Origin of the sequence: Amycolatopsis sp. NPDC001319 (assembly GCF_042896185.1) — a bacterium.
Taxonomy (GTDB): Bacteria; Actinomycetota; Actinomycetes; order Mycobacteriales; family Pseudonocardiaceae; genus Amycolatopsis.
The window spans coordinates 210,590-232,609 of record NZ_JBIAWY010000010.1; the positions used below are offsets into that span (position 1 = coordinate 210,590).

18 protein-coding genes are annotated in these 22,020 nt (G+C 71.6%); 9 read left to right on the forward strand and 9 right to left on the reverse strand.

All coding sequences use genetic code 11. From position 1 onward, the window contains the following. Together ACFY1H_RS34285 and ACFY1H_RS34290 are read right to left on the reverse strand one after the other, a co-directional pair. Positions 1 to 1,521 carry an ABC transporter substrate-binding protein gene (locus ACFY1H_RS34285; protein ID WP_386953402.1) on the reverse strand — a complete coding sequence of 507 codons (1,521 nt, stop codon included), beginning with the start codon at positions 1,519 to 1,521 and terminating at the stop codon, positions 1 to 3. Between the two features lie 82 nt (positions 1,522 to 1,603). Continuing rightward, positions 1,604 to 2,842 carry a threonine synthase gene (locus tag ACFY1H_RS34290; protein WP_366578033.1) on the reverse strand — a complete coding sequence of 413 codons (1,239 nt, stop codon included), beginning with the start codon at positions 2,840 to 2,842 and terminating at the stop codon, positions 1,604 to 1,606. A gap of 396 nt (positions 2,843 to 3,238) precedes the next feature. On the opposite strand from ACFY1H_RS34290, the gene ACFY1H_RS34295 reads away from it, so the two are divergent. Then, positions 3,239 to 3,961 (forward strand): hypothetical protein, encoded by a 723-nt coding sequence (locus ACFY1H_RS34295; RefSeq protein WP_386953405.1) that lies wholly within the window; start codon positions 3,239 to 3,241, stop codon positions 3,959 to 3,961. 29 nt (positions 3,962 to 3,990) lie between these two features. Here ACFY1H_RS34295 and ACFY1H_RS34300 read toward each other — a convergent pair whose 3' ends face one another. Then, positions 3,991 to 4,857 (reverse strand): ABC transporter substrate-binding protein, encoded by an 867-nt coding sequence (locus ACFY1H_RS34300; protein ID WP_366578036.1) that lies wholly within the window; start codon positions 4,855 to 4,857, stop codon positions 3,991 to 3,993. A gap of 161 nt (positions 4,858 to 5,018) precedes the next feature. Next, positions 5,019 to 5,579 (reverse strand): GDSL-type esterase/lipase family protein, encoded by a 561-nt coding sequence (locus ACFY1H_RS34305; protein ID WP_366578038.1) that lies wholly within the window; start codon positions 5,577 to 5,579, stop codon positions 5,019 to 5,021. Positions 5,580 to 5,666: 87 nt separating this feature from the next. Here ACFY1H_RS34305 and ACFY1H_RS34310 point away from each other — a divergent pair, with 87 nt between their 5' ends. Then, positions 5,667 to 6,572: a cyclase family protein gene (locus tag ACFY1H_RS34310; RefSeq protein ID WP_386953409.1), complete on the forward strand. Its 906-nt coding sequence runs from the start codon at positions 5,667 to 5,669 to the stop codon at positions 6,570 to 6,572. A gap of 6 nt (positions 6,573 to 6,578) precedes the next feature. Here ACFY1H_RS34310 and ACFY1H_RS34315 read toward each other — a convergent pair whose 3' ends face one another. Then, the gene (locus ACFY1H_RS34315; RefSeq protein WP_386953412.1) at positions 6,579 to 7,244 is read right to left on the reverse strand and encodes a GntR family transcriptional regulator; all 666 of its coding nucleotides are present in this window, start codon (positions 7,242 to 7,244) and stop codon (positions 6,579 to 6,581) included. Between the two features lie 254 nt (positions 7,245 to 7,498). Here ACFY1H_RS34315 and ACFY1H_RS34320 point away from each other — a divergent pair, with 254 nt between their 5' ends. The 4 genes from ACFY1H_RS34320 (at position 7,499) to ACFY1H_RS34335 (ending at position 11,577) form a co-directional block, all read left to right on the forward strand. Then, positions 7,499 to 8,335: an alpha/beta hydrolase gene (locus ACFY1H_RS34320; protein WP_366578044.1), complete on the forward strand. Its 837-nt coding sequence runs from the start codon at positions 7,499 to 7,501 to the stop codon at positions 8,333 to 8,335. 168 nt (positions 8,336 to 8,503) lie between these two features. Beyond that, the gene (locus ACFY1H_RS34325) at positions 8,504 to 9,283 is read left to right on the forward strand and encodes an amino acid ABC transporter permease (RefSeq protein WP_366578046.1); all 780 of its coding nucleotides are present in this window, start codon (positions 8,504 to 8,506) and stop codon (positions 9,281 to 9,283) included. A 2-nt stretch (positions 9,284 to 9,285) separates the two neighbouring features. Further along, on the forward strand, positions 9,286 to 10,068 hold the full coding sequence (locus ACFY1H_RS34330; protein WP_386953414.1) for an amino acid ABC transporter ATP-binding protein: 783 nt from the start codon (positions 9,286 to 9,288) through the stop codon (positions 10,066 to 10,068). 33 nt (positions 10,069 to 10,101) lie between these two features. Beyond that, the gene (locus tag ACFY1H_RS34335) at positions 10,102 to 11,577 is read left to right on the forward strand and encodes a serine hydrolase domain-containing protein (protein WP_386953417.1); all 1,476 of its coding nucleotides are present in this window, start codon (positions 10,102 to 10,104) and stop codon (positions 11,575 to 11,577) included. Between the two features lie 64 nt (positions 11,578 to 11,641). On the opposite strand, the gene ACFY1H_RS34340 is transcribed toward ACFY1H_RS34335, so the two are convergent. From ACFY1H_RS34340 to acnA, 3 genes are read right to left on the reverse strand one after another with little or no spacing between them, the layout of a single operon-like run. Next, the gene (locus ACFY1H_RS34340) at positions 11,642 to 13,939 is read right to left on the reverse strand and encodes an aminotransferase class III-fold pyridoxal phosphate-dependent enzyme (protein ID WP_386953420.1); all 2,298 of its coding nucleotides are present in this window, start codon (positions 13,937 to 13,939) and stop codon (positions 11,642 to 11,644) included. 33 nt (positions 13,940 to 13,972) lie between these two features. Next, a complete protein-coding gene (locus ACFY1H_RS34345) occupies positions 13,973 to 14,689 on the reverse strand; it encodes an MBL fold metallo-hydrolase (protein WP_386953423.1) in 717 nt (238 codons plus the stop codon). After that, positions 14,682 to 17,366: an aconitate hydratase AcnA gene (acnA, locus tag ACFY1H_RS34350; RefSeq protein ID WP_386953426.1), complete on the reverse strand. Its 2,685-nt coding sequence runs from the start codon at positions 17,364 to 17,366 to the stop codon at positions 14,682 to 14,684. The genes ACFY1H_RS34345 and acnA overlap by 8 nt, the downstream gene beginning before the upstream one ends. A 106-nt stretch (positions 17,367 to 17,472) precedes the next feature. Here acnA and ACFY1H_RS34355 point away from each other — a divergent pair, with 106 nt between their 5' ends. Continuing rightward, positions 17,473 to 18,441, forward strand: a complete 969-nt coding sequence (locus tag ACFY1H_RS34355; protein ID WP_386953429.1) for a threonine/serine dehydratase — start codon at positions 17,473 to 17,475, stop codon at positions 18,439 to 18,441. A gap of 65 nt (positions 18,442 to 18,506) precedes the next feature. Here the strand turns inward: ACFY1H_RS34355 and ACFY1H_RS34360 are convergent, their stop codons facing one another. Next, the gene (locus ACFY1H_RS34360) at positions 18,507 to 20,063 is read right to left on the reverse strand and encodes a gamma-glutamyltransferase family protein (protein WP_386953431.1); all 1,557 of its coding nucleotides are present in this window, start codon (positions 20,061 to 20,063) and stop codon (positions 18,507 to 18,509) included. Positions 20,064 to 20,178: 115 nt separating this feature from the next. On the opposite strand from ACFY1H_RS34360, the gene ACFY1H_RS34365 reads away from it, so the two are divergent. Together ACFY1H_RS34365 and ACFY1H_RS34370 are read left to right on the forward strand one after the other, a co-directional pair. Then, the gene (locus ACFY1H_RS34365; RefSeq protein WP_366578058.1) at positions 20,179 to 21,048 is read left to right on the forward strand and encodes a MurR/RpiR family transcriptional regulator; all 870 of its coding nucleotides are present in this window, start codon (positions 20,179 to 20,181) and stop codon (positions 21,046 to 21,048) included. A gap of 22 nt (positions 21,049 to 21,070) precedes the next feature. Then, the gene (locus ACFY1H_RS34370; protein WP_386953434.1) at positions 21,071 to 22,018 is read left to right on the forward strand and encodes a threonine/serine dehydratase; all 948 of its coding nucleotides are present in this window, start codon (positions 21,071 to 21,073) and stop codon (positions 22,016 to 22,018) included. Positions 22,019 to 22,020: the final 2 nt, after the last annotated feature.

Below are 22,020 nucleotides of genomic sequence, written 5' to 3' on the forward strand. Positions count from 1 at the left end.
TCAGCTCACCTTCATCTGGTCGAGGAACAGGCTTTCCGACGCGTCGGGTGTCCACTGCAGACGCGAGTTCGCGCCGTACACCGCGTATGCCTGGAAGAGACCGATGCCCGGCAGGTCGCGGTTGAGCAGCTCGAACGCCTGCGAGTACAGCTCCGTCCTCCGCGCGGGGTCGATCGTTTCGCGCGCCTGCTCCACGATCTTGTCGAAGGCGGGGTTGCTGTAGGAGCTCCAGATCTCGCCGGTGTGGAACAGCGGGTAGATCACGCCGTCGGAGTCGAGGCACGAGCACGACCACTTGCCGAAGCGGATCGAGCCCCACTCGTGCGACGGGTCCTGCACCTTCTTCAGGTACGTCGCCTGGTCGCTGTTCTGGATCTCCACCTGGAGCCCGACGGCGGCGAGGTCACCCTGGATCGCCTGCACCACCTGCGGGTCGAACGACGGCGAGGTCGCCATCACCAGCTTCGCGCCGACCGCGTGCGCTTCCTGCAGCAGGCGTTTGGCGTCCTCGGGATCGTGGTGATTGTTCGGCAACGACTTGTCGTAGCCGAACGCGAGCGGCGTGGCCATGGAGTTGATCGGCTTGGCGTACCCGCGCTGGAGGTTCTTGATCAGCGCGTCGTAGTCGATCGCCTCGGCGATGGCCTTGCGCACGCGGGGATCGTTGGTGGCACCGCCCTTGATCGTGTTGTAGGCGAGGTAGGCGACGCGCTCGGTGGGCGTGGACAGGATCGCCAGCGTCGGGTCGCGGCGGATCTGGTCGGCGGCGTCCGGCGTGAGCGTGGTCGCGAGGTCGACCTTGCGCGACTGCAGGTCGGCCACGCGGCTGGCCACGTTCGGCACCGCGCGGAACACGGCCGTGCGGATCTGCGTGGGCGGGCCCCACCACTTCGGGTTGGCCGTGAGCACGACCTCTGACCCGGCCGTCGCCGACTGCAGCACGAACGGGCCGGACCCGATCGGCTTCACGGCGAACTGCTTGTCCCCGACGCGCTGCACGTAGGCCTTCGGCACCACCGAGAGCGTGGTCAGGTAGCTCAGCAGCGTGGGGGAGGGGACCGACGTGTGCACCACGAGGTCGCCGCCGTCGGCCGTGGCCTTGTCGATCACGGAGAAGTTCGCGTACTGCTGGCTGCCGAACTTCTTGTCGAGGATCCGGCTGATGGAGTACGCCGCGTCTTCGGCGGTGAGCGGGCTGCCGTCGCTGAAGGTCACGCCGGGGCGCATGGTGAAGCGCCAGGTGAGCGGATCGGTCTGCCGCCACTTCGTGGCGAGCCACGGCACGACCGCGTTCGTCTTCGGGTTCCGGCGCAGCAGCTGGTCGAAGATGTTGCGGTACACCGAGTACGTGTCGGTGTCGTACTGCTTGCCGGGGTCCAGTGTGGACGGGTAGTTGGCAGTGTCGATCGTGATCGTGCCGGGGCCACGGCCCGCGCTCGCCGGCTGGATGCCGCACGAGGCGGCACCCAGGGCGAGGGCGGTGGCCAGGAGGAGCGCCGCACGGAAACGTCGTCGGTTCATGGGCTCGGTCCTGTCAGATCGGCTGCTGAGGTGGGGACATCAGATCAGATCCAATCGAGGCGGCAAAGGCCTGCGCGCAGGGTTAACGCGCGCGCAACATGCCTCCCCGGGCGGGGATCGCGTCGGTCTTCGCCAGCAGCGGCGCGTCGACCTCCACGGTCTCGGGGTACTTGATTCCGGCGCCGGTGTTGAGGACCACGACCTCGTCGTCCTCGCTGACCCAGCCGGATTCGCGCAGCTGGTCCAGCGCCGCGAAGCAGGCCGCGCCCTCGGGGCAGATGAACGCGCCCTCCAGCGTGGCCAGCCGTCGTTGGGCGGCCAGCAGCTCGTCGTCGGTCACCGCGATCGCGGTGCCCTCGGTGGCCCGGACGGCGTCCAGCACGAGGAAGTCGCCCAGCGCCTTGGGCACGGTGATGCCGAAGGCGACGGTGCGCGCGTCGGGGAACAGGGTGCTTTCCGCGGCGCCGGACTTGAAGGCCTCGACGATCGGCGCGCAGCCGGTGGCCTGCACGGCGACGAGCCGGGGCAGGTCGCCGGAGATCCAGCCCAGCTCCCGCATCTCCAGCAGGGCCTTGTAGATGCCGATGATGCCGACGCCGCCACCGGTCGGGTAGAGGATCACGTCGGGCACGCGCCACCCGAGCTGCTCGACGATCTCGTAGCCCATCGTCTTCTTGCCCTCGAGCCGGTAGGGCTCCTTGAGGGTGGACACGTCCTGGTAGCCCTGGCGTTCGGCCACGGCGGCGCCGACGAGCTTGCCCGCGTCGCCGATCAGTCCGTCCACCCGGTACAGCTCGGCGCCGGCGGCGAGGCACTCCTTCATGGTGATCGCGGGGGCGTCGTCGGGCATCGCGATGAGGCTGTCCATTCCGGCGCGGGCGGCGTAGAGCGCCCAGGCCGCACCGGCGTTGCCGTTGGTCGGCATCGCGACGCCGCGAACGCCGAGCTCGGCCGCGCGCGAAACGCCCACGGCGGCACCGCGGGCCTTGAACGACCCGGTGGGCACCAGGCCCTCGTCCTTCATGAGCAGCTTGGGCACGCCGGACTGCTTGCCCTGGTTCGGCAGCGGCAGCAGGGGAGTCAGGCCTTCGCCGAGGCTCACGATGTTGTCGCGCGAACGCACCGGCAGCACCTCGTGGTAGCGCCAGAGACTGGGTTCCCGGGCCGCGATGTCCTCGCGGGTCACCGTTTCCCGCACCCGCTCCAGGTCGTAGCGCGCGAGCAGCGGTGCGCCCGCGGCCGACGTGCCGGCCACCTGGTCCGCCTCGTACCGGTCTCCGGTCCGGGAACACTCCAGGTGACTGAGGAACGAGAACGTCATGCCGCCTCCATGCGTCGGGTCGGAATCCCCGAGAGTTTGGATCCAAAACGGCGGTTCGTCAACCGGGACCACGCTTCGGTATCGGTTCCGAAGCTCTGCCGGCCCTGCTCGGCCGCGCACCGGTGATCAAGGAAAGCGCTTCGCCGGAATGCGCGACGGCGGGGTCGCCCATCGTGACCGGCAACGCGCGGAATGGCGGCCGAGGTTCTGTCAATGGCGGGTAGCCGGAACGTTGACCTCACGGCTGACCTGCATCGATCGGTGTTGATCTGTGCGGACAATCACTCGGAAGTGACTTTCCCGTGTCCGATTCGTAATGTCGGGGCGGCTTTGCGTGCGCCGTATCCCCCGAATTCGCGGCGCGCGTTCCCCGAGCGAAGAAAATGGTGCACCAGGATGTCCGGAAGACATCGCTCCCGGTCGCTGTCGTGGCGGCTGCCAGTCGGGGCCGGCGTGCTCGCCGCCCTCGGACTGGTCGCCCTCGTGTGGCTGACGGGCACTACCCAGGGCGGTGGGCAGGTCTCGGCCGCCGACCGCCTCGCCCTCAGCGCTCCGCAGTCGAGCGCTTCACTGTCCGGCGTCCCCGTGCCGGACAGCACGACGCCGAGCCGCCCGACGCCGAGCAGCGCGACCCAGACGACCCCCAGCACGTCCGTACCCAGCACGTCGGCCGCGTCCCCGAAGCCGACGACGAAGCAGCCGGTCGCCAAGACCAAGCCGAAACCCCCGCCCGCGGCAACGAAGACCCTGTCCGCCGGTAAGGCGTGTTCGTCCACTTTGGCCGGTGCGCAGCCCGGCGCTGCCCAGGTGGGCAACCACATCCTGACCAAGTTCAAGGTGAGCTCCGTCGGCGGCCGCGCCGGCCGAGGGGGCGCGAGTGACCACCCCACGGGTCTCGCGCTCGACTTCATGGTCGACACCGCAACCGGCAACGCGCTCGCCGCGTACGTGCTGGCCCACCAGGGCGAGTTCGGCGTGACGTACGTGATCTGGCGCCAGCGCATCAACATGGGCAGCGGCTGGGAGCCGATGGAGGACCGCGGCAGCCCCACCGCGAACCACTTCGACCACGTGCACGTGTCGTTCAAGGCCGGCGCGAAGGTGTCCGTCACCTGCTGAGCGGGTGACGGACACCGGACGGGCCCCGGCTACGGGGTCGGCTTGCCCTGTTTCTCGATCTGCTGCTGGATCGACGGCCAGAACTGGTACATCTGCGTCGGGTACGGCAGGTTCGGGAAGTACTTCTGGTACAGCTTGAGGAACGTGCCGTCGTTCGCGAGAGCGGTGAGCTCCGTGTTGTAGGCGTCGAGGAACTTCGTCAGCTTCTTGCCGACCGCCTCGGCGCCCGGCTGGTCCTGCGGTGAGGTCAGCGCGACCTTGAGCTTGCCCGGGTGCTCGGTGAAGATCTGCCCGACGTGCGTCGAGCCGAGCACCATCGCGTCGAGGTTGCCCGCGAGCAGCTGGTTCACGCCCGCGCCGTCGGTGGCCTCGGACACCAGCTGCGACGTGGTCATCTTCTTCTTGGCGAAGTCCTCCTGCGTGCTGTTCGCGCCGGCGCCCACGCGCTTGCCGGCGAGGTCCGGGATGGACTTCGCGGTCGAGCTCGCCGGCACCACGACCACGTTCTGGCCCCAGAAGATCGGCTTCGTGAACGCCACGCTCTTCTTGCGTTCGTCGCTCGCGACCAGCCCCACCGACATCAGGTCGTACTGACCGCTGGTGAGACCGGGGAGTCCGGCTTGGACGGTGGTCGTCTTGTAGACGATCTTGAGGTGCATCCGGTCCGCGATGAGGTTGTTCAGGTCGACGAGCAAGCCGACCGGTTTGCCGCTGGCGTCGGGGGAGACGAACGGGTAGTCGCCCGCCGTGACCGCCGCCGTGATGGTGCCGGGCTGCGCGAGACCGAAGTCGTCGCCGGCCGCGGAGTCGCCTCCGCCGCACGCGGTGACCGAGGCGGCGGTGAGTGCGGCGAGGCCGAGCGCACCGAGCGCGCGCCGCAGGGGAAGTCGGTTCATGGGTCTCCTTCGCCAGACCAGGAGGGGAGGGGAGCGGAGGGGAGGGGAGGGGAGAGCGGGGACAGCGGGGAGCGCTGACGATGGAGCGGAACTATAGGCTATAGAACTTCAGAACGTCAACGACGTGTAGTGCCGGCTTCACCACGGCGTCTTCGGGAAGATCAGTGCAGGTCGGAGGCGGTTCCGACGGCGGCGATCCGCTCGGCGAGCGCCGAGATCACGAGCCGGTAGGCGTCGCCGGTGAGGTGCAGACCGTCCTCGTGCACCGGCTCTCCGGCGGCGACGAGCGGCGCCACCGCGGCGTCGGTGTCCACCGAGTTCGCGGCCGAGACGACCTCGCGCAGCACTTCGCGGTACGTGTCGAGCACGGCGTTCGTGCGTCCGCGCCTGCCGACGCCGTCGATCTCCTCGATCGAGGGCGGCAGGAACCCGATGAGCGTGGCCGGGGCGAAGGCATCGGCGATCGCCCGCAGGTTCTCGGTGTACGCGTGGAGCTCCACCAGCCGGTCGGGTGCGCAGTCGTTGGCGCCGAAGGACAACACCACCACGTCCGGCTCGGTCTTGGCGATCGTGGCCGCGCGGCGCGCGCCGTCGTCGCTCTTCCAGCCGCCCGCGGCGCAGTTGAAGACGACCACGTCGCCGGCCTCGGCTTCGAGCTGGTCGATGCGGGGCTTGGTGAACCGGCCCAGCATGCTGTCGCCGAACAGGACGATCTTCTTCACTCGTCGCCGCCTTTCCACGGTTGACAATCTGGTACTTGTCGCTTAGAAAATACCAACACTCGGAGGCGAGCCGGAAGAGGTGAAGCGGTGGCGCGTGACTGGACCCGCGCCGAAGTGGAGCAGCAGCTCCACGGCCGCAGCAACTGGGGCCGCTGGGGTGCCGACGACCAGGTCGGCGCAGTCAACCTGATCACCGCCGCCAAGCGGGCCGAAGCCGCACAGCTGGTGCGCTCGGGCCGCTCGGTGTCGCTGAGCCGGCCGTTCCCGACCCGGCCGAACGCGGACAACCCGCGTCCGGCTTCGCACTACACGACCAAAACGCCCCGCGGCACCGGTGGGATCTCCGGTGACTACTACGGCATCGAATACCACGGCGTCGCCTCCACCCATGTCGACGCGCTGTGTCACGTCTGGGACGAGCGCGGCCTGTGGCAGGGCCGCGACCCCGACGTGGAACTCACCTCGCGAGGCAGTCGCTGGGGTTCGGTGGACCACTGGCGCGAAGGCATCGTCACGCGCGGGGTCCTGCTCGACGTGCCGGCCTTCCGCGGCGAGCCGTACGTGACGCTCGACCGGCCGGTGCACGGAGCCGAGCTCGAAGCGATCGCCCAGGCGCACGGCGTCACCGTCGGCCCCGGCGACGCCGTGGTCGTCCACTGTGGACGCGACGCGTGGGACCGCGAGAACCCGCCGTGGGGCACCGAGGCGAGCCGGCCGGGCCTGCACGCCTCCTGCCTGGAGTTCCTGCGCGACCACGACTGCGCCGCGCTCGCGTGGGACATGCTCGACCGCGCCCCGAACGACGGCGGAGTGCCGTGGACCGTGCACGGCGCGATCTTCGCCTACGGGCTGGCCGTGGTGGACAACTGCGCACTCGAACCGCTGGCTGCCGCGTGTGCCGAGGAAGGTCGTCACGAGTTCCTCTTCGTGGTGGCGCCGCTCGTGGTCGAGGGCGGGACGGGTTCGCCGGCCAACCCGCTGGCGCTGCTGTGAGCGCGCTCAGGCCTCCAGCGCGGCGATCGCCCGGCGGCCGAGGCTGCCGAGCACGTGCTTCTTCATGGTCCGCTCGGCCGTGCGGGCGTCCCCCGCGATCACGGCCTGGGCGATCTCGACGTGCTCGCGCCGCACGCGTTCCTGGTCGGCCGGGGAGTCCGGTTTGGACTGCAGGCCGATCAGCCGGTAGCGGTCGGCCTTGTCCCAGAGCCCTTCGAGCAGCGTCATCAGCAACGGGTTGTGCGAGGCCGTGTAGATGCTGCGGTGGAACGCGCGGTGCACGAGCAGCGAATCGAAGCCGGTGGACGTGCTCAGCGGCTCGAGGTCCTTGAGCGCGGACTCGATCGCCGTGATGTCGGCGTCGGTCCGGCGCGTAGCGGCGAGCTTGGTGGCCAGCGGGTCGAGGCGTTCGCGGACCTCGAAGAGGCTGCGGGCCTCCTCGGCGTTGAGCCGGCTCACCCGGGCGTCGCGGTGCGCGTCGATCGTCACGAGCCCCTCGGCGTCGAGCCGCCGCAGCGCCTCGCGCAGGGGAGTGGTGCTCACGCCGAGTTCCGCCGCGAGCTGCTCCTGGGAGATGGACTGGCCCTGGATCAGCTCGCCGGCCAGGATGCGCCGGCGCAGCTCCTCGTAGACGTACGCGTTCTTCGTGAGGGCTGGGCGGGGGTGGGTCATCGGCCTGGCATCTCTCTCCGCGGGCAAAGGGGGACCGCAAGGATATCGGTCTCCCTCCCGCTCGGTGGGCAGGCTGTGGCCTGCGGCCTGCATCCTGTCGGGCCGGACGAGGCGACCTCGTGGGTCCGCCCGGCCGGAGTTGTCGCATCACACAGGGTCCAGAAGCCCTTCGTCGAGTTTATAGCCTATATCGTTTTCGTCCGTAGCACACCGCTCGTGCCCGTCCCCTGAACCCCGAGGAGTCCCCACCGGCCATGACCACCACCACCGAGCCCGACTCGCAGGGAGCCCACTTCGTCGGCGCGACCCCGTTTTTCGCCTCCGGCCACGACCAGCGCCTGTCCTACGGGCTGTTCGTGCCGACCGACCACACGCCCGAGGCCGCCCCGTTGCCGCTGGTCGTGGTGCAGCACGGCACCGGCCGCTCGGCCGAGCGCTACCGCGACCAGTGGGCGGACTTCGCGACCCGCCACCGGTGCGTGATCCTCGCGCCCCTGTTCCCGGCCGGCATCGGCAAGCGGCGCGAGCTGCACAGCTTCAAGTTCCTGGAGTACGACGGGATCCGCTTCGACGAGGAGCTGCTGCACATCGTCGAAGAGGTCGGCGAGGAGTTCAACACCGAGACCGAAACCTTCTTCCTGCACGGTTTCTCCGGCGGCGGGCAGTTCGCGCACCGGTTCTTCTACGCCCACCCCGGCCGCCTCGCCGGCATCTCGATCGGCGCGCCGGGCCGCATCACGCAGCTCGACGACTCGCTGCCGTGGTGGCTCGGCACCGGCGGGTTCCGCGAGAAGTTCGGCATCGAGCTCGACCTCGCGGCGCTGCGGCGCGTGCCGGTGCAGATGGTGGTCGGCTCCGCGGACGTGGAGACGTGGGAGATCAACAACGCCGGCGGTCCGAACTGGATGGACGGCGTGGAGAAGACCGGCCGCACGCGCATCGAGCGCATCGAGACGTTGCGCGACAGCTTCGAGCGCAGCGGGCTCTCCGTGCGGTTCGACGTGGTGCCCGGGGTGGCCCACCAGGGCAGCCGGGTGATCCCCGTGGTCCAGGACTTCTTCGCCGGCCTGCTCGCGAACCGTGTGAAGTGAACACTTCAGCCGTTGACTATCTTGTCGAACCTGCTACCGTGAGCGCCACGTCACAGTTATAGTCTATAAGACGACCTGCCGGCCGGTACCGTCGCCGACCCCGCTGAGCCCGGGTCCGCGCGCACTCCCGCGGTCCGCGGCCGAACCGAGGTAAGGACACCTGGTCCCATGGGCGATTTCCTGCATTCCTTCTTCGACATCCACCAGATCCTCGCCGTCCTGCCCTCGCTGCTCGGGGAGGGCCTGCGCAACACGTTGATCATCGCGTCGCTCGCGCTGGTCCTCGGGCTGGTGGTGGGCCTGCTGCTGGCGATGCTGCTCATCTCCACGCGCTGGTGGCTGCGGATGCCGGCCCGCGTCTACGTCGACGTGTTCCGGGGCCTGCCGGCCATCGTCACGGTGAGCCTCATCGGCATCGGGCTGCCGTCGGCGGGTGTGCGCTTGTTCGGCCAGTCGCCGATGGGCTACGCGATCCTCGCCGTGGGCCTGATCAACGCGGCCTACATCGCGGAGATCTTCCGCTCGGGCATCCAGAGCGTGCCGCCCGGCCAGGCGGAGGCGGGCCGCAGCCTCGGGATGAGTCACCTGAGCACGCAGCTGCTCGTCGTGGTGCCCCAGGGCATCCGCAACGTGCTGCCGGCGCTGGCGAACCAGTTCATCGTGGCGGTGAAGGAGAGTTCGCTCGTGTACCTGCTCGGCCTGGCCGTCGGTGAGCGCGAGCTGTACTTCATCGCGCAGCAGGCACAGTCCATTTCGTACAACTCGTCGTCGTTCGTGGCCGCGGGCCTGGTCTACATCGTGTTCACGGTGCCGCTGACGCACCTGGTGAACTGGTTCGACAAGCGGTTGCGGGAAGGCCGCCGCCCGGCGAGCGGCGGGAGTGGCCCGGCCGCGACGCCGCAGCCGCTGATCCCCGTCGGGGCCACCGGATTCGAAGCGGGAGCGTGAAGATGAACCAGGTCACGACGTCTCCCGAGGCCGCGGACGAGGCGAAGGCCGAGGTCCCCGCCATCGAGCTGGTCGACATCTGCAAGTCCTTCGGTGCCGTCGAGGTGCTCAAGGGTGTGTCGGCGACGGTCGCGCGCGGCGAGACCGTGTGCCTCATCGGCGCCTCGGGCTCGGGCAAATCGACCCTGCTGCGGTGCGTGAACCTCCTGTCCCCGCCGACGTCGGGCACGATCCGGTTGCACGGGCAGACGATCACCGACCCGAAGGTGGACCTCAACGCCGTGCGCTCGCGCACCGGCATGGTGTTCCAGCACTTCAACCTGTTCCAGCACAAGAGCGCGGTGGACAACATCGCGCTCGCGCTGCGGCGCGTACGCAAGATGTCGCGCGACGAAGCGCGGGAACGCGCGTTGCAGCAGCTGGACAAGGTCGGCTTGCGGGCGCTGGCGTCGGCGCGGCCCTCGCACCTGTCGGGCGGGCAGCAGCAGCGCGTGGCGATCGCGCGTTCGCTCGCGATGGAGCCCGACATCATGCTGTTCGACGAGGCGACCTCGGCGCTCGACCCCGAGCTGGTGAAGGGCGTGCTCGACGTGATGCGCGACCTCGCGACGGCGTCCGGGATGACGATGATGGTGGTGACGCACGAGATGAACTTCGCCCGCGAGGTCGCCGACCGCGTGCTGTTCGTGGACAGCGGCGTGATCGCCGAGGAGGGCCCGGCCCGGCAGCTGCTGACCGACCCGCGCACGCCGCGGCTGAAGTCGTTCCTTTCGCAAGTTTTGTGATTCGGTAAGAGTTTCCGCACGAGAACGGTGAGCATGAGCAACGCCTTCGAGGACCCGGCGCCGACGTTCGACCCGGGCCCGGTCCACACCCTGCTGCAGACCATGGCCGAGCGCGGGATGCGCGTGCACTCCCTGCTCGTGCACCGCCACGGGCGGACGGTGCTGGACCTGTGGCAGTGGCCGCACGAACCCGGCCTGCGGCACAAGGTGCACTCGGCCACGAAGAGCTTCACGTCCGCGGCTGTCGGGTTCGCCGAGGCCGAGGGCCTGCTCTCCCTCGACGATCCGGTCGTCGGCTTCTTCGCCGACCGGCTGCCCGGCGAGCCGAGCGAGAACCTCGGCCGCATGCGCGTGCGCGACCTCCTGACGATGTGCACGGGCCACGCGCGCGGACTGTCGGGCGCCACCACACGGCTGCGGCGCACGGGCTGGGTCGACGAGTTCCTCGAGGAGCCCGTGGTCGAGCTGCCGGGACGCAACTTCACCTACAGCAGCACCACGAGCCACGTGCTGTCGGCGATCGTGCAGCAGGTCTCCGGTCAGGCGATCGACGAGTACCTGCGGCCCCGCCTGTTCGACCCGCTCGGGATCACGGACTACACCTGGGAACGCGACCCCGAGGGCGTGTCCAGCGGCGGCAACGGGCTTTCGCTGCGCCCGCGCGACCTGCTGAAGTTCGGCGTCCTGCACCTGCGCGACGGCGTGTGGGAAGGCTCTCGCGTGCTGCCGGCCGGCTGGGTGCAGAAGGCTTCGGCGCTGCACGTGCGCCGCGCGATCAGCGGGGAGTGGAACGGCAAGGAGCTCGTGCCGCCCGCGCCCGACGTCGTCGCCGAGGAGGGGTACGGCTACCAGTTCTGGACCACCGAGGCCGGGATCTACAGCGCTTCCGGCATTTTCGGCCAGGAGTGCATGGTTTTCCCGCACCACGACGGGGTCGTCGTGATCACCGGCGCCATGGGGGACGGCAGCTACCACGACCTGCCGGGGATGTTGCGGTCCGCGTTCACCGCGGCCTTCGAGAGCCCGGCCCGGGAACAGTCCGAAGTGGACGCGCTGGGCGCGTGGGTGGACCGCGTGCGGGAGCCGGAAACCGTCGGTGCCGCGGTGCAGCGGGCCGGGTTCACGGCGACGTACGACTTCGAGCCCAACGAGCAGGGTCTCGTGTCGCTTGCGGTCGAGGTCCGCGACGGGTCGGTGCAGGTCGTCGTCGAGGACGAGCTGGGCCGGCACCCGATCGACCACGGCGTGGGCACCTGGACGCGCCAGGACACCGGCGTCAGCGTGTGGCGCCTGCACCACTCCTACCAGGACCCGACCGCCGCCGTCCTCGCCGCCGGGCAGTGGTGGTCGGCCGACGAGCTGCACCTGACGTGGCACTTCCTGGAGTCGCCGTTCGTCGACCGGCTCGACCTGACCTTCGACGGCACCGGGGTCACCGTGGGCCACGCCACGAACGTCAACTCCGGGCCGACGACCCTGCCGCCGGCGCGCGGCGAGCTCCGCAAGTAGTCCCCCGGCCCCGGCCGTGGGGTCTGCCGCACCGACGGCGGACCCCACGGCCGGTTTCACTTGGTCAGGCCCGCAACGCGGCGAGCGCCCGCCGCAGCCGTTCCAGGAACTGGCTCACGTGCGTGTCCTCCCACACCAGCGGCGGGCGCACCTTCAGCACGTCACCGCGCGGGCCGGTGGAGCCGGCGAGCACGCCCTGCCCGACCAGCTCCGACACGAGTGCGCGCGTGACTTCGCGGGACGTCGACGCGCCCGAGCCGAGCACGTCGACGCCGGCGAGCAGCCCGGTGCCGCGGACCTCGCCGAGCAGCGGTTCCTCCGCGGCCAACGCCCGCAGGCCCTCCCGCAGGAACGTGCCCGTCGCGGCGGCGCGGGCGGGCAGGTCGGTGAGGCTGAGGACGTCGAGCACCGCGTGGCCGGCCGCGGCCGCAGCCGGAGTGGCGGCGAAGGTGGAGAAGTACTCGTAGCTGCCCGCGAGCGCGTCGGCGATCTCGCGCCGCGTCACGACGGCGCCGATCGGGTAGCCGGCGCCCATCGGCTTGCCCAGCGTCACGAGGTCGGGGGTCACGCCGGCGAGCAGGAAGCGCCACAGCTGCGGACCGCTGCGGCCGTAGCCCGACTGGACCTCGTCGGCCAGGTACAGCGCGCCCGCCGTGTGCGCGCCCGCGACCAGGCCCGTCACGAACTCGCCCGGCACGTCGAGGATGCCTTCGGACGTGAACTGCGAGTCCGCGAGCACGAGGGCCGGGCGTTCCCCGGCGGCGCGCAGGGTCTCGTCCGCCCGGCGGATCCGTTCGGCCGCAACGGTCTCCGTCAGCTCGTCAGCCGGGCCGTGCGGTGCCTCGAACGTCGCGACGTGCGCCGGCCGGTAGCCCGCGGGCCACTCGTTCGAGCTCAGGTCCGCCATCCACTTCGACGCCCCGTGGTAGGCGTGCTCGGCGATCACGGCCGCGCCGGCGCCGGTGTACTCGGTGGCCAGACGCCAGGCCAGCTCGTTGGCCTCGGTGCCGGACGTGGTGAACAGGACCGTGTCGAGCGGCGCCGGCATCGTCGCGAGGATGCGTTCGGACAGCTCGACGATCCCCGCGTGCAAGTAGCGCGAGTGCGTGTTGAGCTGGGCCAGCTGCCGGCTTACCGCCTGCGTCACCGCGGGGTGCGTGTGGCCGATGACCGCGACGTTGTTGTACGCGTCGAGGTAGCGCGCGCCGTCGCGGGCGTAGAGCCACGGCCCCTCGCCGCGCACGATCTCCAGCGGCCGCCGGTAGAACAGCGGGGCGAGCTTGCCGCCCATGGCCTGCGCGCGCCGCGCCGGGAGGCTGTCCGGCGAGATCGCCGCCGTGAGGTCCCGCGTGCCCGCCAGGCGCGCCAAGCGGTCGGCGAGCTCGCGCACGGACAACGCCGACAGCAGCTCCAGCGCCTGCTCGCTGTTGGTGTCGTACTGCGTGATGTAGCGGTGGTTGTCCGCGTGCGGCCCCCGCCGGGTCGCCGACACCGCGAGTGTCGTGAGCAGGCGCGCGATCACGAGCTCACCCAGCACCGCCACCTCGGCGGGGGACAGCGAGCGGTGGCGCTGGTAGCCACGCAGCACGGCGTCGGTCAGGCGCCACAGGCGGTCCGCGTCGCCGCCGCTGAGGCGCAGCACGGAGGTCAGCGTCACAGCGAGGTCGGCGACGGCGGCCGTGTGGTGCATGTCGCCGAAGTCGATCACGCCGGTCACGCTCGCGCGCGAGGCCAGCACGTTGGTGAGGGTCACGTCGGCGTGCTGCACCCCCGCCGGGAGCGTGGCCGTGGCGGCCAGCGCGGGCGCGACGCGTTCGGCGAGCTCGCCCAGCCGCCCGGTCGCGATTCCGGCCGCCGCCAGGACCTCCGGCATCCGCCGGATGTCCCACATCAGCGTCCGGCCGGCCGAAGGGTGGAAGAACCCTTGCAGTGCCACGGAAACGCGCGCGGCGACCGCGCCGACCTGCTCGGCGAGACCGGCGTCGAGCGGTCCGCCTTCGAGCGGTGAACCGGGCAGCAGCGTGATGAGCCGGGCCAGGCATTCGCGTCCGGCGTCGTCCCGCGGGCGCGCGACGGGTTCGCCCGCGGTGGTCGCGACCGTCTCCGGCACCGGCAGCTCCGGGTCGGCCGCGTGCACGTGCTCCAGCGCGCGGGTCTCCATGTCCACGACGTCGGCCTGCTCGGCGGGGTTGGAGATCTTGAGCACGAACCGGCCGTCGACGAGCACGTTGAGGTCGCGTTCGCTGTCGAGCGGCTCGAGCACCGGGTCGGTGAGCGCCCAGTGCTCGCGGAGCACGGCGTGAAGGCCCTCGGGGGAGAACTTCGGTGCCGGCTCGGCGAAGATGCCGGTGGCGGTGGTCATGCGGGGGAGCTTCCTTTCGGCGGAGACCCGCGCTCAGGACGGCGCGGGCGGGTCGTCGGTCAGCGGGTCGGGCGCGAGCACCTCGAGGTCCACGCGCGGGAACAGGTACCGGCCGGGCAGCCCGGCCTCGATCGTGAACGGCCGGTCGTGGCCCGGGTACACCACGTCGGCCCGCGTCCGCACGAGCTCGATCGACGCGGCGGCCGCTTCCTCGCTCGCCGCTGTCGTGGCGCGGCCGGCGCGCAGGGCGCGGGAGGAGGGGACGGCGTCGCCGGTGAGCAGCGCCGTGCCGTCGGCGGTTTCGACGGTGAGGCCGAGCGAACCCGCGGTGTGGCCGGGCAGCCCGGTGATCGTGACGCCGGGTGCCAGTTCGAGCCCGTCGACGCCGTCGTGCAGCGCCAGGCCGGCGAAGATCGCGTCCGTCCACGGGGGAGTGACGGGGTCGCCGGGCGCGGGCGCGCGTTCGGCCGGGTGCACGAACACCTGGGCGCGGGTGAACAGGTCGGCGTTCTGCACGTGGTCGTAGTGCGCGTGGGAGAGCACCAGCGTGTCGACGTCGCGCACGCCGAGGCCGTGGCGCGCCAGCGCCCGGTGCAGCGCGCGGCGGCGGCCCGCGTGGCCGCAGTCGAACAGGATGCGCCGCCGCGGCGTCTGCACGAGGTAGACGCCGCAGAACCCGATGCTGCCCTGGTCGGACGAGAGGCCGTAGCCGAGCAGCAGCGGTTCGACGACGGGCGCGGGATCAGTCAAGCTCACCTCGCAGGATCAGCCGGTGGACGTACGGCAGCACGCCGCCGTTCGCGTAGTAGGCGGCTTCGCGCGGGGTGTCGAGGCGCGCGCGCACGGCGAACTCGAACGCGGGCCGGTCCGCCGGGCGCACGCGCACCGTCAGCGGCCGCGCCGGATCCTCGACGACGCCGGCGATCCCGGCGAGGTCGAACTCCTCCGTGCCGTCGAGCCCGAGCGAGGCCGCGCTGTCGCCGTCGAGGAACTGCAGCGGCAGCACGCCCAGCGCCACGAGGTTGGACCGGTGGATCCGCTCGAACGACTGCGCCAGCACGGCTTTCACCTTGAGCAGCGCGGTCGTCTTCGCCGCCCAGTCGCGCGACGAGCCGGTGCCGTACTCCTGGCCGGCGATCACGATCAACGGCACGCCGGCCGCGGCGTACGACTCCGAAGCCTCGTGGATGGGCACGAGCGCGCCGTCGCGGGTGAAGTCGGGGGTGACGCCGCCGCCCTCCGGCGCGAGCAGGTTGGCCAGGCGCGGGTTGGCGAAGCCGCCGCGCACCATCACCTCGAAGTTGCCGCGGCGCGAGGCGTAGGTGTTGAGGTCGGTCTCGCCCAGGGCCGTGAGGTAGCGCCCGGCGCTGCTCGCCGCGGGGATGCGGCCGGCGGGGCTGATGTGGTCGGTCGTCACGGAGTCGCCCAGCAGCAACAGGGTGCGGGCGCCGGTCACGTCCGCCGGCGTGGCGACGGTTTCGCTCACCTCGTCGAGGAACGGCGGGCGGCGCAGGTAGGTCGAGTCCGGCTCCCACGCGAAGTGGTGGCCGTCGGACTCGGGCACGCCGGCCCAGTGCTCGTCGCCGCCGAACACGTCGGTGTAGGCCTCGCGGAACAGCTCGGGCGTGAGGTGCGCCCGCACGACCTCGTCGATCTCGGCGTCGTCCGGCCACAGGTCCGCGAGCAGCACGGGCTCCCCGTCGGCGTCGACCCCCAGCGGCTCGGTCGTCAGGTCGTGCTTCACCGAACCGGCCAGCGCGTAGGCGACGACGAGCGGGGGAGAAGCGAGGTAGTTGAGCGAGACGTCGTTGTTGATGCGCCCGTCGAAGTTCCGGTTGCCCGACAACACGGACGCCACCACGGCGCCGCGCTCGGCCACCGCCTCGGCGGCGCTGGGCAGCAGCGGGCCGGAGTTGCCGATGCACGTCATGCAGCCGTAGCCGACGAGCTGGAACCCCAGCTCGTCGAGCGGTCCGGTCAGCCCCGCGCGCGCCAGGTACTCGGTGACGGTCTTCGACCCCGGCGCGAGACTCGTCTTCACCCACGGCTTGGCGGTCAGGCCGCGCTCGCGGGCGTTGCGCGCGAGCAGACCCGCGGCGACCATCACGTGCGGGTTGGACGTATTGGTGCACGACGTGATCGCCGCGATGGCGACAGCACCATCGGGGATCTGGGCGCTCGGTTGCTCCGCCGGGCGCGAAGCGCGCACGCGGTCGATGGCGGCCGTGGCGTTGGCCGGCACGGCGGCGAGCGGCACGCGGTCCTGGGGCCGGCGCGGCCCGGCGAGGGAAGGCGTCACACCTGAGAGGTCGATCCGCAGGCGCTCGTCGTAACGCAGGTCCGCCGAAGGATCGTGCCAGAGGCCCTGTTCCTTCGCGTACGTCTCCACCGCGGCGACGTGGCCGGGCGTGCGGCCGGTGAGGCGCAGGTAACCGGTCGTGGCGTCGTCGATGGGGAACATCGCGGCGGTGGCGCCGAACTCGGGGCACATGTTGGAGATCGTCGCGCGGTGCGCGAGCGGGATGCGTGCCACGGCGTCGCCGGTGAACTCCACGAACTTCCCGACCACGCCGTGCGCGCGCAGGGTTTCGACGACCGTGAGCACGAGGTCCGTCGCCGTCACGCCGGGGCCGAGCTCGCCCGTCAGCTCCACACCGACCACCGGCGGCACGAGCATGCTCAGCGGCTGGCCCAGCAGCGCCACCTCCGCCTCGACGCCGCCGACGCCCCACGCCAGCACGCCCAGTGCGTTGACCATCGTCGTGTGCGAATCGGTGCCCGCGCAGGTGTCGGGGAACGCCCAGCCGTCGCGGCGTTCCACCACGCTGGCGAGGTACTCGAGGTTGATCTGGTGCATGATCCCCGTGCCGGGCGGCACCACGTGCACGCCGTCGAGCGTCTCGCCCCACTTGAGGAAGCGGTAGCGCTCGGCGTTGCGGCGGTACTCGATCTCGACGTTGCGGCGCAAGGCGTCGGCGCGGCCGGACACCTCCGTGGCCACGGAGTGGTCCACGGTCAGGTGGCTCGGGATGCGCGGGCGCACGCTGCGGGGATCACCCCCGGCCGCGGCGACGGCGTCGCGCAGCGCGGCCAGGTCCGTGAGCACGGGCACGCCGTTGGTGTCGTGGAGGAACACCCGCGACGGCGAGAAGGCGACGACGTCGTGGGCCGCGTCGGAACCGCCGTGCACCAGCGCTGTGATGTGGTCGGCCGTGACGGTGTGGCCGTCTTCGTGCCGCAGCAGGTTCTCCAGCAGGATCTTGTGGCTCAGGGGCAGCCGCTCGGCGCCGGGGACGGCGTCGAGCCGGTGCACCCGGTAGCTCTCGCCGCCGAGGTCGAGGCGGGCAAGGCTGCCGAAGCTGTCGTGCCCCGCGGTGGCGGAAGTGACTGCGGTGTTCGAAGCCGAGGTGTTCGACGCTGTACTCAAGGCGCTCCTTCCATACAGCTTATAGGCTATAATAAGCTCGGAAGTGAGACCAGCGGCCCTGGCGCAGCGTCCGGGGCCCATCCGGAGAACCCCCCGAGGAGCCCGCGTGCCCACCCTCTTCGACCGCATTCTCGACGCGCACCAGGGCATCCGCCCGCAGGTGCCGGTGAGCACGCTCGAACGCAGCCGGCTGCTGTCGGACGAGCTCGGGTGCGACGTGTGGCTCAAGACCGAGCACCTCATGCCCACCGGTTCGTTCAAGGTGCGGGGCTCGGCCAACAAGATCCGCGTGCTCGGCGAGAGCGCGAAGCGGACCGGGGTGATCACCGCGTCGACCGGTAACCACGGCCAGGGCGTGGCCCGCGCCGGCAACTTCGCGGGGGTTGCCGTCACGGTGTACGTGGCTTCCTACACTGCACCGGCCAAGATGGCCGCGATCCGGGCGATGGGGGCCGAGCTCGTGGTGGTCGAGGGCGGCGCGCTCGACGCCGAGCTGGAGGCGCGCCGGCAGTCGGAGCGCCTCGGCAAGCCGTACGTGGCGCCCTACAACGACCTCGACACCGTCGCCGGCCAGGGCACGCTCGGCGTGGAGCTGGCCGAGCAGGCGCCGGACCTCGACGCCGTGTTCATCTGCACCGGGGGCGGCGGCCTGATCGGCGGCGCAGGCACCGCGCTGAAGCGGCTGAGCCCGCGCACGAAGGTCGTCGGCGTGTGGCCGGAAGCTTCCACCTGCATGCTCGACTCGCTGAAGGCCGGCGAGATCATCGAGACGCCGGAGTTCCCCACGCTGTCCGACGGTTCGGCCGGCGCGGTGGAGCCCGGCTCAGTGACGTTCCCGATCTGCCAGGAAGTGGTCGACGAGACGGTCACGGTCACCGAGCCGGAGATCGCCCGCGCCATGCGGAAGATCGCCGACGGCGAGCGCTGGATCGTCGAAGGCGCCGCCGGCGTCGCGGTGGCCGGCCTGATCCGCACGGCCGAGCAGTACCGGGGCCAGAAGGTCGCGGTCGTCCTCTGTGGACGGAACGTGGCGCTGGAGACGTTCCTGGGCGCCATGGCTCTCGCGCAGGAGTGAGCCGGGCGGGGTGGCGGGCCGGCGGCTCGCCACCCGGGCCCTTCAACCGGGCCGCAGGCGCCCGCTCATGCCCGGACCACCGCGGCGGAGCCGTCGGAACGCGGGTCGCTGCCGACGGTGAAGGTGCCGTCCGGCGCGACCGAGACGACGTTGGTGTGCCCCAGGAATTCCGTCCGTGGCGGGACTTCCCGCAGCGGGAAGCCGTCGGCGGCGAGGTCCGCCACGATCCCGGCCGCGAGGTCGGCTTCGTGGTGCACGGTGTCGGAGGCCTGGCCTTCGGCCCGCGCGCCGACGACCCAGCGCGGCGCGCTCACGGCTTCGGCGGGCGAGTCGCCGGCCAGCAGCCGCAGCAGCACCTGCGCGTGGATCTGCGGCTGGCCGTGCCCGCCCATCGTCGAGTTCACCCAGCGGACGCGGCCGTCCTCGCCGGTGACGAGCACGGGCATCAGCGTGTGCTTGGGTCGCTTGCCCGGCGCGATCACGTTGGGGGAGCGGGGATCGAGCGAGAAGCTCGTGCCCCGGTTCTGCAGGATGATGCCGGTCTCCGGTTCCAGCACGCCGGCGCCGAAGCTGTCGAACACGCTCTGGATGATCGACACGGCATAGCCCGCGGAATCGGCCGCCGCCACGCCCACGGTGTCGCCGCGCGGGATCGAGGGAGCCGCGACCACGTCGGCGGCGCGCGGGTCCCGCAGCCCCGCGATCAGCTCGGTGAACCCGTCGTTCGCCACGTCCGTGGCGGCGAAGGCCGGGTCGGCCAGCAGGGTGTCGCGCACGCGGGTGCCGTCGTGGAACAGGCGGCCCAGTACAGCGGCCGGCGCCGTCCACGGCGTGGCGGCGAAGCCCAGCTCGGTGAGGGCCCGCACAGTCCGCAAGAGCGCGAAGCCCTGCGTGTTGGGCGGGCTGGTATGCACGCGGAACCCGCCCAGCGGTGCGGAGATCGCGGCCGTGTCCCGGGCCACGTACCCGGCGAGGTCGGCCGTCGTGAGTGGACAGTCGAGCGCCTGCAGGCCACGGGCCAGCGCCGCGCCCACCGCGCCTTCGTAGAGCTCGCCGGGCCCGCCGGCCGCGATCGCGCTCAGCGATTCCGCGAGCCTCGGCTGCACGAGCAGGTCACCTTCGCGAAGCGACGCACCGAACACCGCCCGCGAACCGGCGTCGGTGTCGAGGAGCGCCCGGTCGGTCACCAGCGCGGCGGCGAGCGAGCGCGCCACGGGAACGCCTTCGGCCGCGTACCCGATCGCGGCGTCGAACTGCGCGGCCCAGTCCAGCGCGGCACCGTGGCCGCGCAGCGCCTCCCAGCCGCGTACCGCGCCGGGCACGGTGATGGTGTCGGGCCCGCGTTCCGGCAGCCGCTCGCCGTGGCGGGCGCGCAGTGCGGTGAGGTCGCGGGCGGCCGGCGCCGTGCCGGTGGCGTTCACGCACGTGATCGAGCCGTCGGGGGTGCGCACGAGCGCCACGAGATCACCGCCGAGCGCGGTGTTGTGCGGGTAGACGACGGTGAGCGCCGTGGCGGCCGCGAGGGCCGCGTCGATCGCGTTGCCGCCCGCGCGGAAGGCCTGTTCCCCGGCGCGGGTGGCGAGGGCGTGCGGCGAGGCGATGGCGCCGGTGGTCGGGGACAAGGCAGCTCCTTCTTCGCGGCGAGCGGGCGTGCGCGGCGAGGCCCGGGGCAGTCCCGGCCGGGCGGGGTAAGCTGCGGTCACTGTAGCAGTGACGACAGAAACGGCACTAGCTGAATTGGATACTTCAGAACCACGCACCCTCGCCAGCCGGGTCAACCACGAGTGGACCCGGCTGAGCAAGACCGAACGCGTCGTCGCGCGGTACCTCGTCGCGTCACCGCCGCAGCGGATCATGCTGGCCACCGCCGGCGACATCGGCCGCACCACGGGCACGAGCGACGCCACGGTGGTCCGCACCGCGCGCCGGCTCGGGTACGCCGGGCTCCCGGACCTCAAAGCCGCGCTGGGCGAGAACTTCGGCCCGGCCACGCCACCGCAGATCAGCGAACGCCTCCAGCTGGCACGTACCGCGCGTGACTTCTCGGCCACCGCAGACCGGGTCCTGGCCGACGCGCACGAGCGGATCACCGAGCTCGGCCGCAAGACCGACCCTGCCGCGCTGGCGAAGGCGCTGCAGCTGATCGCGCCCGCGGCCACGGTCTTCTGCTACGGCTGGGGCGTCAACGAGCTGAGCGCCCGCTATCTCGCCCTGAAGCTGAACCGCATCGGCAAGTTCGCGGTCTGCTCCGGTGCCACCGGCTTCACCCTCGCCGACGACCTGCTCAGCCTGTCGGCCCGCCACGCCGTGGTGATCTTCGCGCCCGGCCGCGCGTTGCCCGAGCTCGACACGCTCGTCGCCCACGCGCGGGCCGCCGGGGCCGGAACGATCCTCGTGACCGAGAACCTCGGCGAGGAGCTCACCGGCGCCGTCGACGTCGTCCTGCGCGACGAGGCGTCCGCGGGCGGCCTCACCGCCGAACCGCTGGGCGGGATGCTGCTGGCCGACATGCTCGTGCTCGCCACGATGGCCGTCGGGCGCGACCCCGCCGTCGACACCTACGAGCTGCTCACCCGCCTGCGCCGCGAGCTCGCCCCGGAAGCCTGACCCATCCCCTCGAAGGAGAGCCATGCCCCTGATCGCCGACGCCATCCTCGACCAGGCAAGGGAAACGGTCGCGCGGAACCTCCCGCCGACCCCGCTGCTGCCGTTCCCCGCCGCGGGCCTCGACGTCCCCGTGTTCCTCAAGTACGAGGGCGCGCAGCCCACCGGCTCGTTCAAGGTCCGCGGCGGCGTCACCGCCCTCACCGCGTACGCCGCCGGCGGCACGCCGGTCGTCACGGCCTCGGCGGGCAACCACGCGCTCGGCATCGCGCACGCGTCGCGGCTGCTCGGCGCGAAGTCCACAGTGGTCGTTCCCGAAGCCGGCTCCCCGGCGAAGATCTCGGCCCTGCGCACCTACCCGGTGGACCTCGTGCTCGCGCCGGGCGGCTACGACGGCGCGGAGGCGAAGGCGCTGGAGCTCGCGGCCGGCGGGATGAAGTTCGTGTCCGCCTACAACGACCCGTACGTGATCGCAGGCCAGAGCACGCTCGTCGGTGAGGTCGCCGACAGCTTCGGCGAGGACTTCACGATCGTGGTGCCCACGGGCTCGGGCGGGCTGCTGGCCGGCACGGCGCTCGGCGCCCGCCGCGCCAAAGCGGACGTGCGCGTGGTCGGCGTCGAGTCCGCCGCCTGCCACGCGGTGTCCGCGGCGGTCGCGGCGGGACACCTCGTCACGGTGCCGGTGGGGGAGACGATCGCGGACGGGCTGGTCGGCAACCTCGAGCCGGGCACCATCACGCCCGACATCGTGCGCGAGGCCGGTGTCGAGCTGGTCGACGTCGACGAGCCCGCGATCCGCCGGTCGGTCCGCGAGTTCGCGCTCACGGCGGGGCTGGTCGCGGAGGGTTCGTCGGCCGCCGCGCTGGCCGCGTTGCGCGCGGGCCTGGTGCCCCTCGACCGGCCGGTCGTGCTCGTCGTGTCGGGGCGCAACATCGCGGCCGAGCTGCTCGCGACGATCCTCACGGAGGGCTGAGC

Bases quoted from the DNA above. Each gene is read 5' to 3' on its own strand.
- ACFY1H_RS34315 (WP_386953412.1), bottom strand. From the start codon at position 7,244: ATGACCCACCCCCGCCCAGCCCTCACGAAGAACGCGTACGTCTACGAG.
- ACFY1H_RS34290 (WP_366578033.1), bottom strand. From the start codon at position 2,842: ATGACGTTCTCGTTCCTCAGTCACCTGGAGTGTTCCCGGACCGGAGAC.
- ACFY1H_RS34325 (WP_366578046.1), top strand. From the start codon at position 8,504: ATGGGCGATTTCCTGCATTCCTTCTTCGACATCCACCAGATCCTCGCC.
- ACFY1H_RS34330 (WP_386953414.1), top strand. From the start codon at position 9,286: ATGAACCAGGTCACGACGTCTCCCGAGGCCGCGGACGAGGCGAAGGCC.
- ACFY1H_RS34335 (WP_386953417.1), top strand. From the start codon at position 10,102: ATGAGCAACGCCTTCGAGGACCCGGCGCCGACGTTCGACCCGGGCCCG.
- ACFY1H_RS34285 (WP_386953402.1), bottom strand. From the start codon at position 1,521: ATGAACCGACGACGTTTCCGTGCGGCGCTCCTCCTGGCCACCGCCCTC.
- ACFY1H_RS34300 (WP_366578036.1), bottom strand. From the start codon at position 4,857: ATGAACCGACTTCCCCTGCGGCGCGCGCTCGGTGCGCTCGGCCTCGCC.
- ACFY1H_RS34295 (WP_386953405.1), top strand. From the start codon at position 3,239: ATGTCCGGAAGACATCGCTCCCGGTCGCTGTCGTGGCGGCTGCCAGTC.
- ACFY1H_RS34340 (WP_386953420.1), bottom strand. From the start codon at position 13,939: ATGACCACCGCCACCGGCATCTTCGCCGAGCCGGCACCGAAGTTCTCC.
- ACFY1H_RS34370 (WP_386953434.1), top strand. From the start codon at position 21,071: ATGCCCCTGATCGCCGACGCCATCCTCGACCAGGCAAGGGAAACGGTC.
- ACFY1H_RS34320 (WP_366578044.1), top strand. From the start codon at position 7,499: ATGACCACCACCACCGAGCCCGACTCGCAGGGAGCCCACTTCGTCGGC.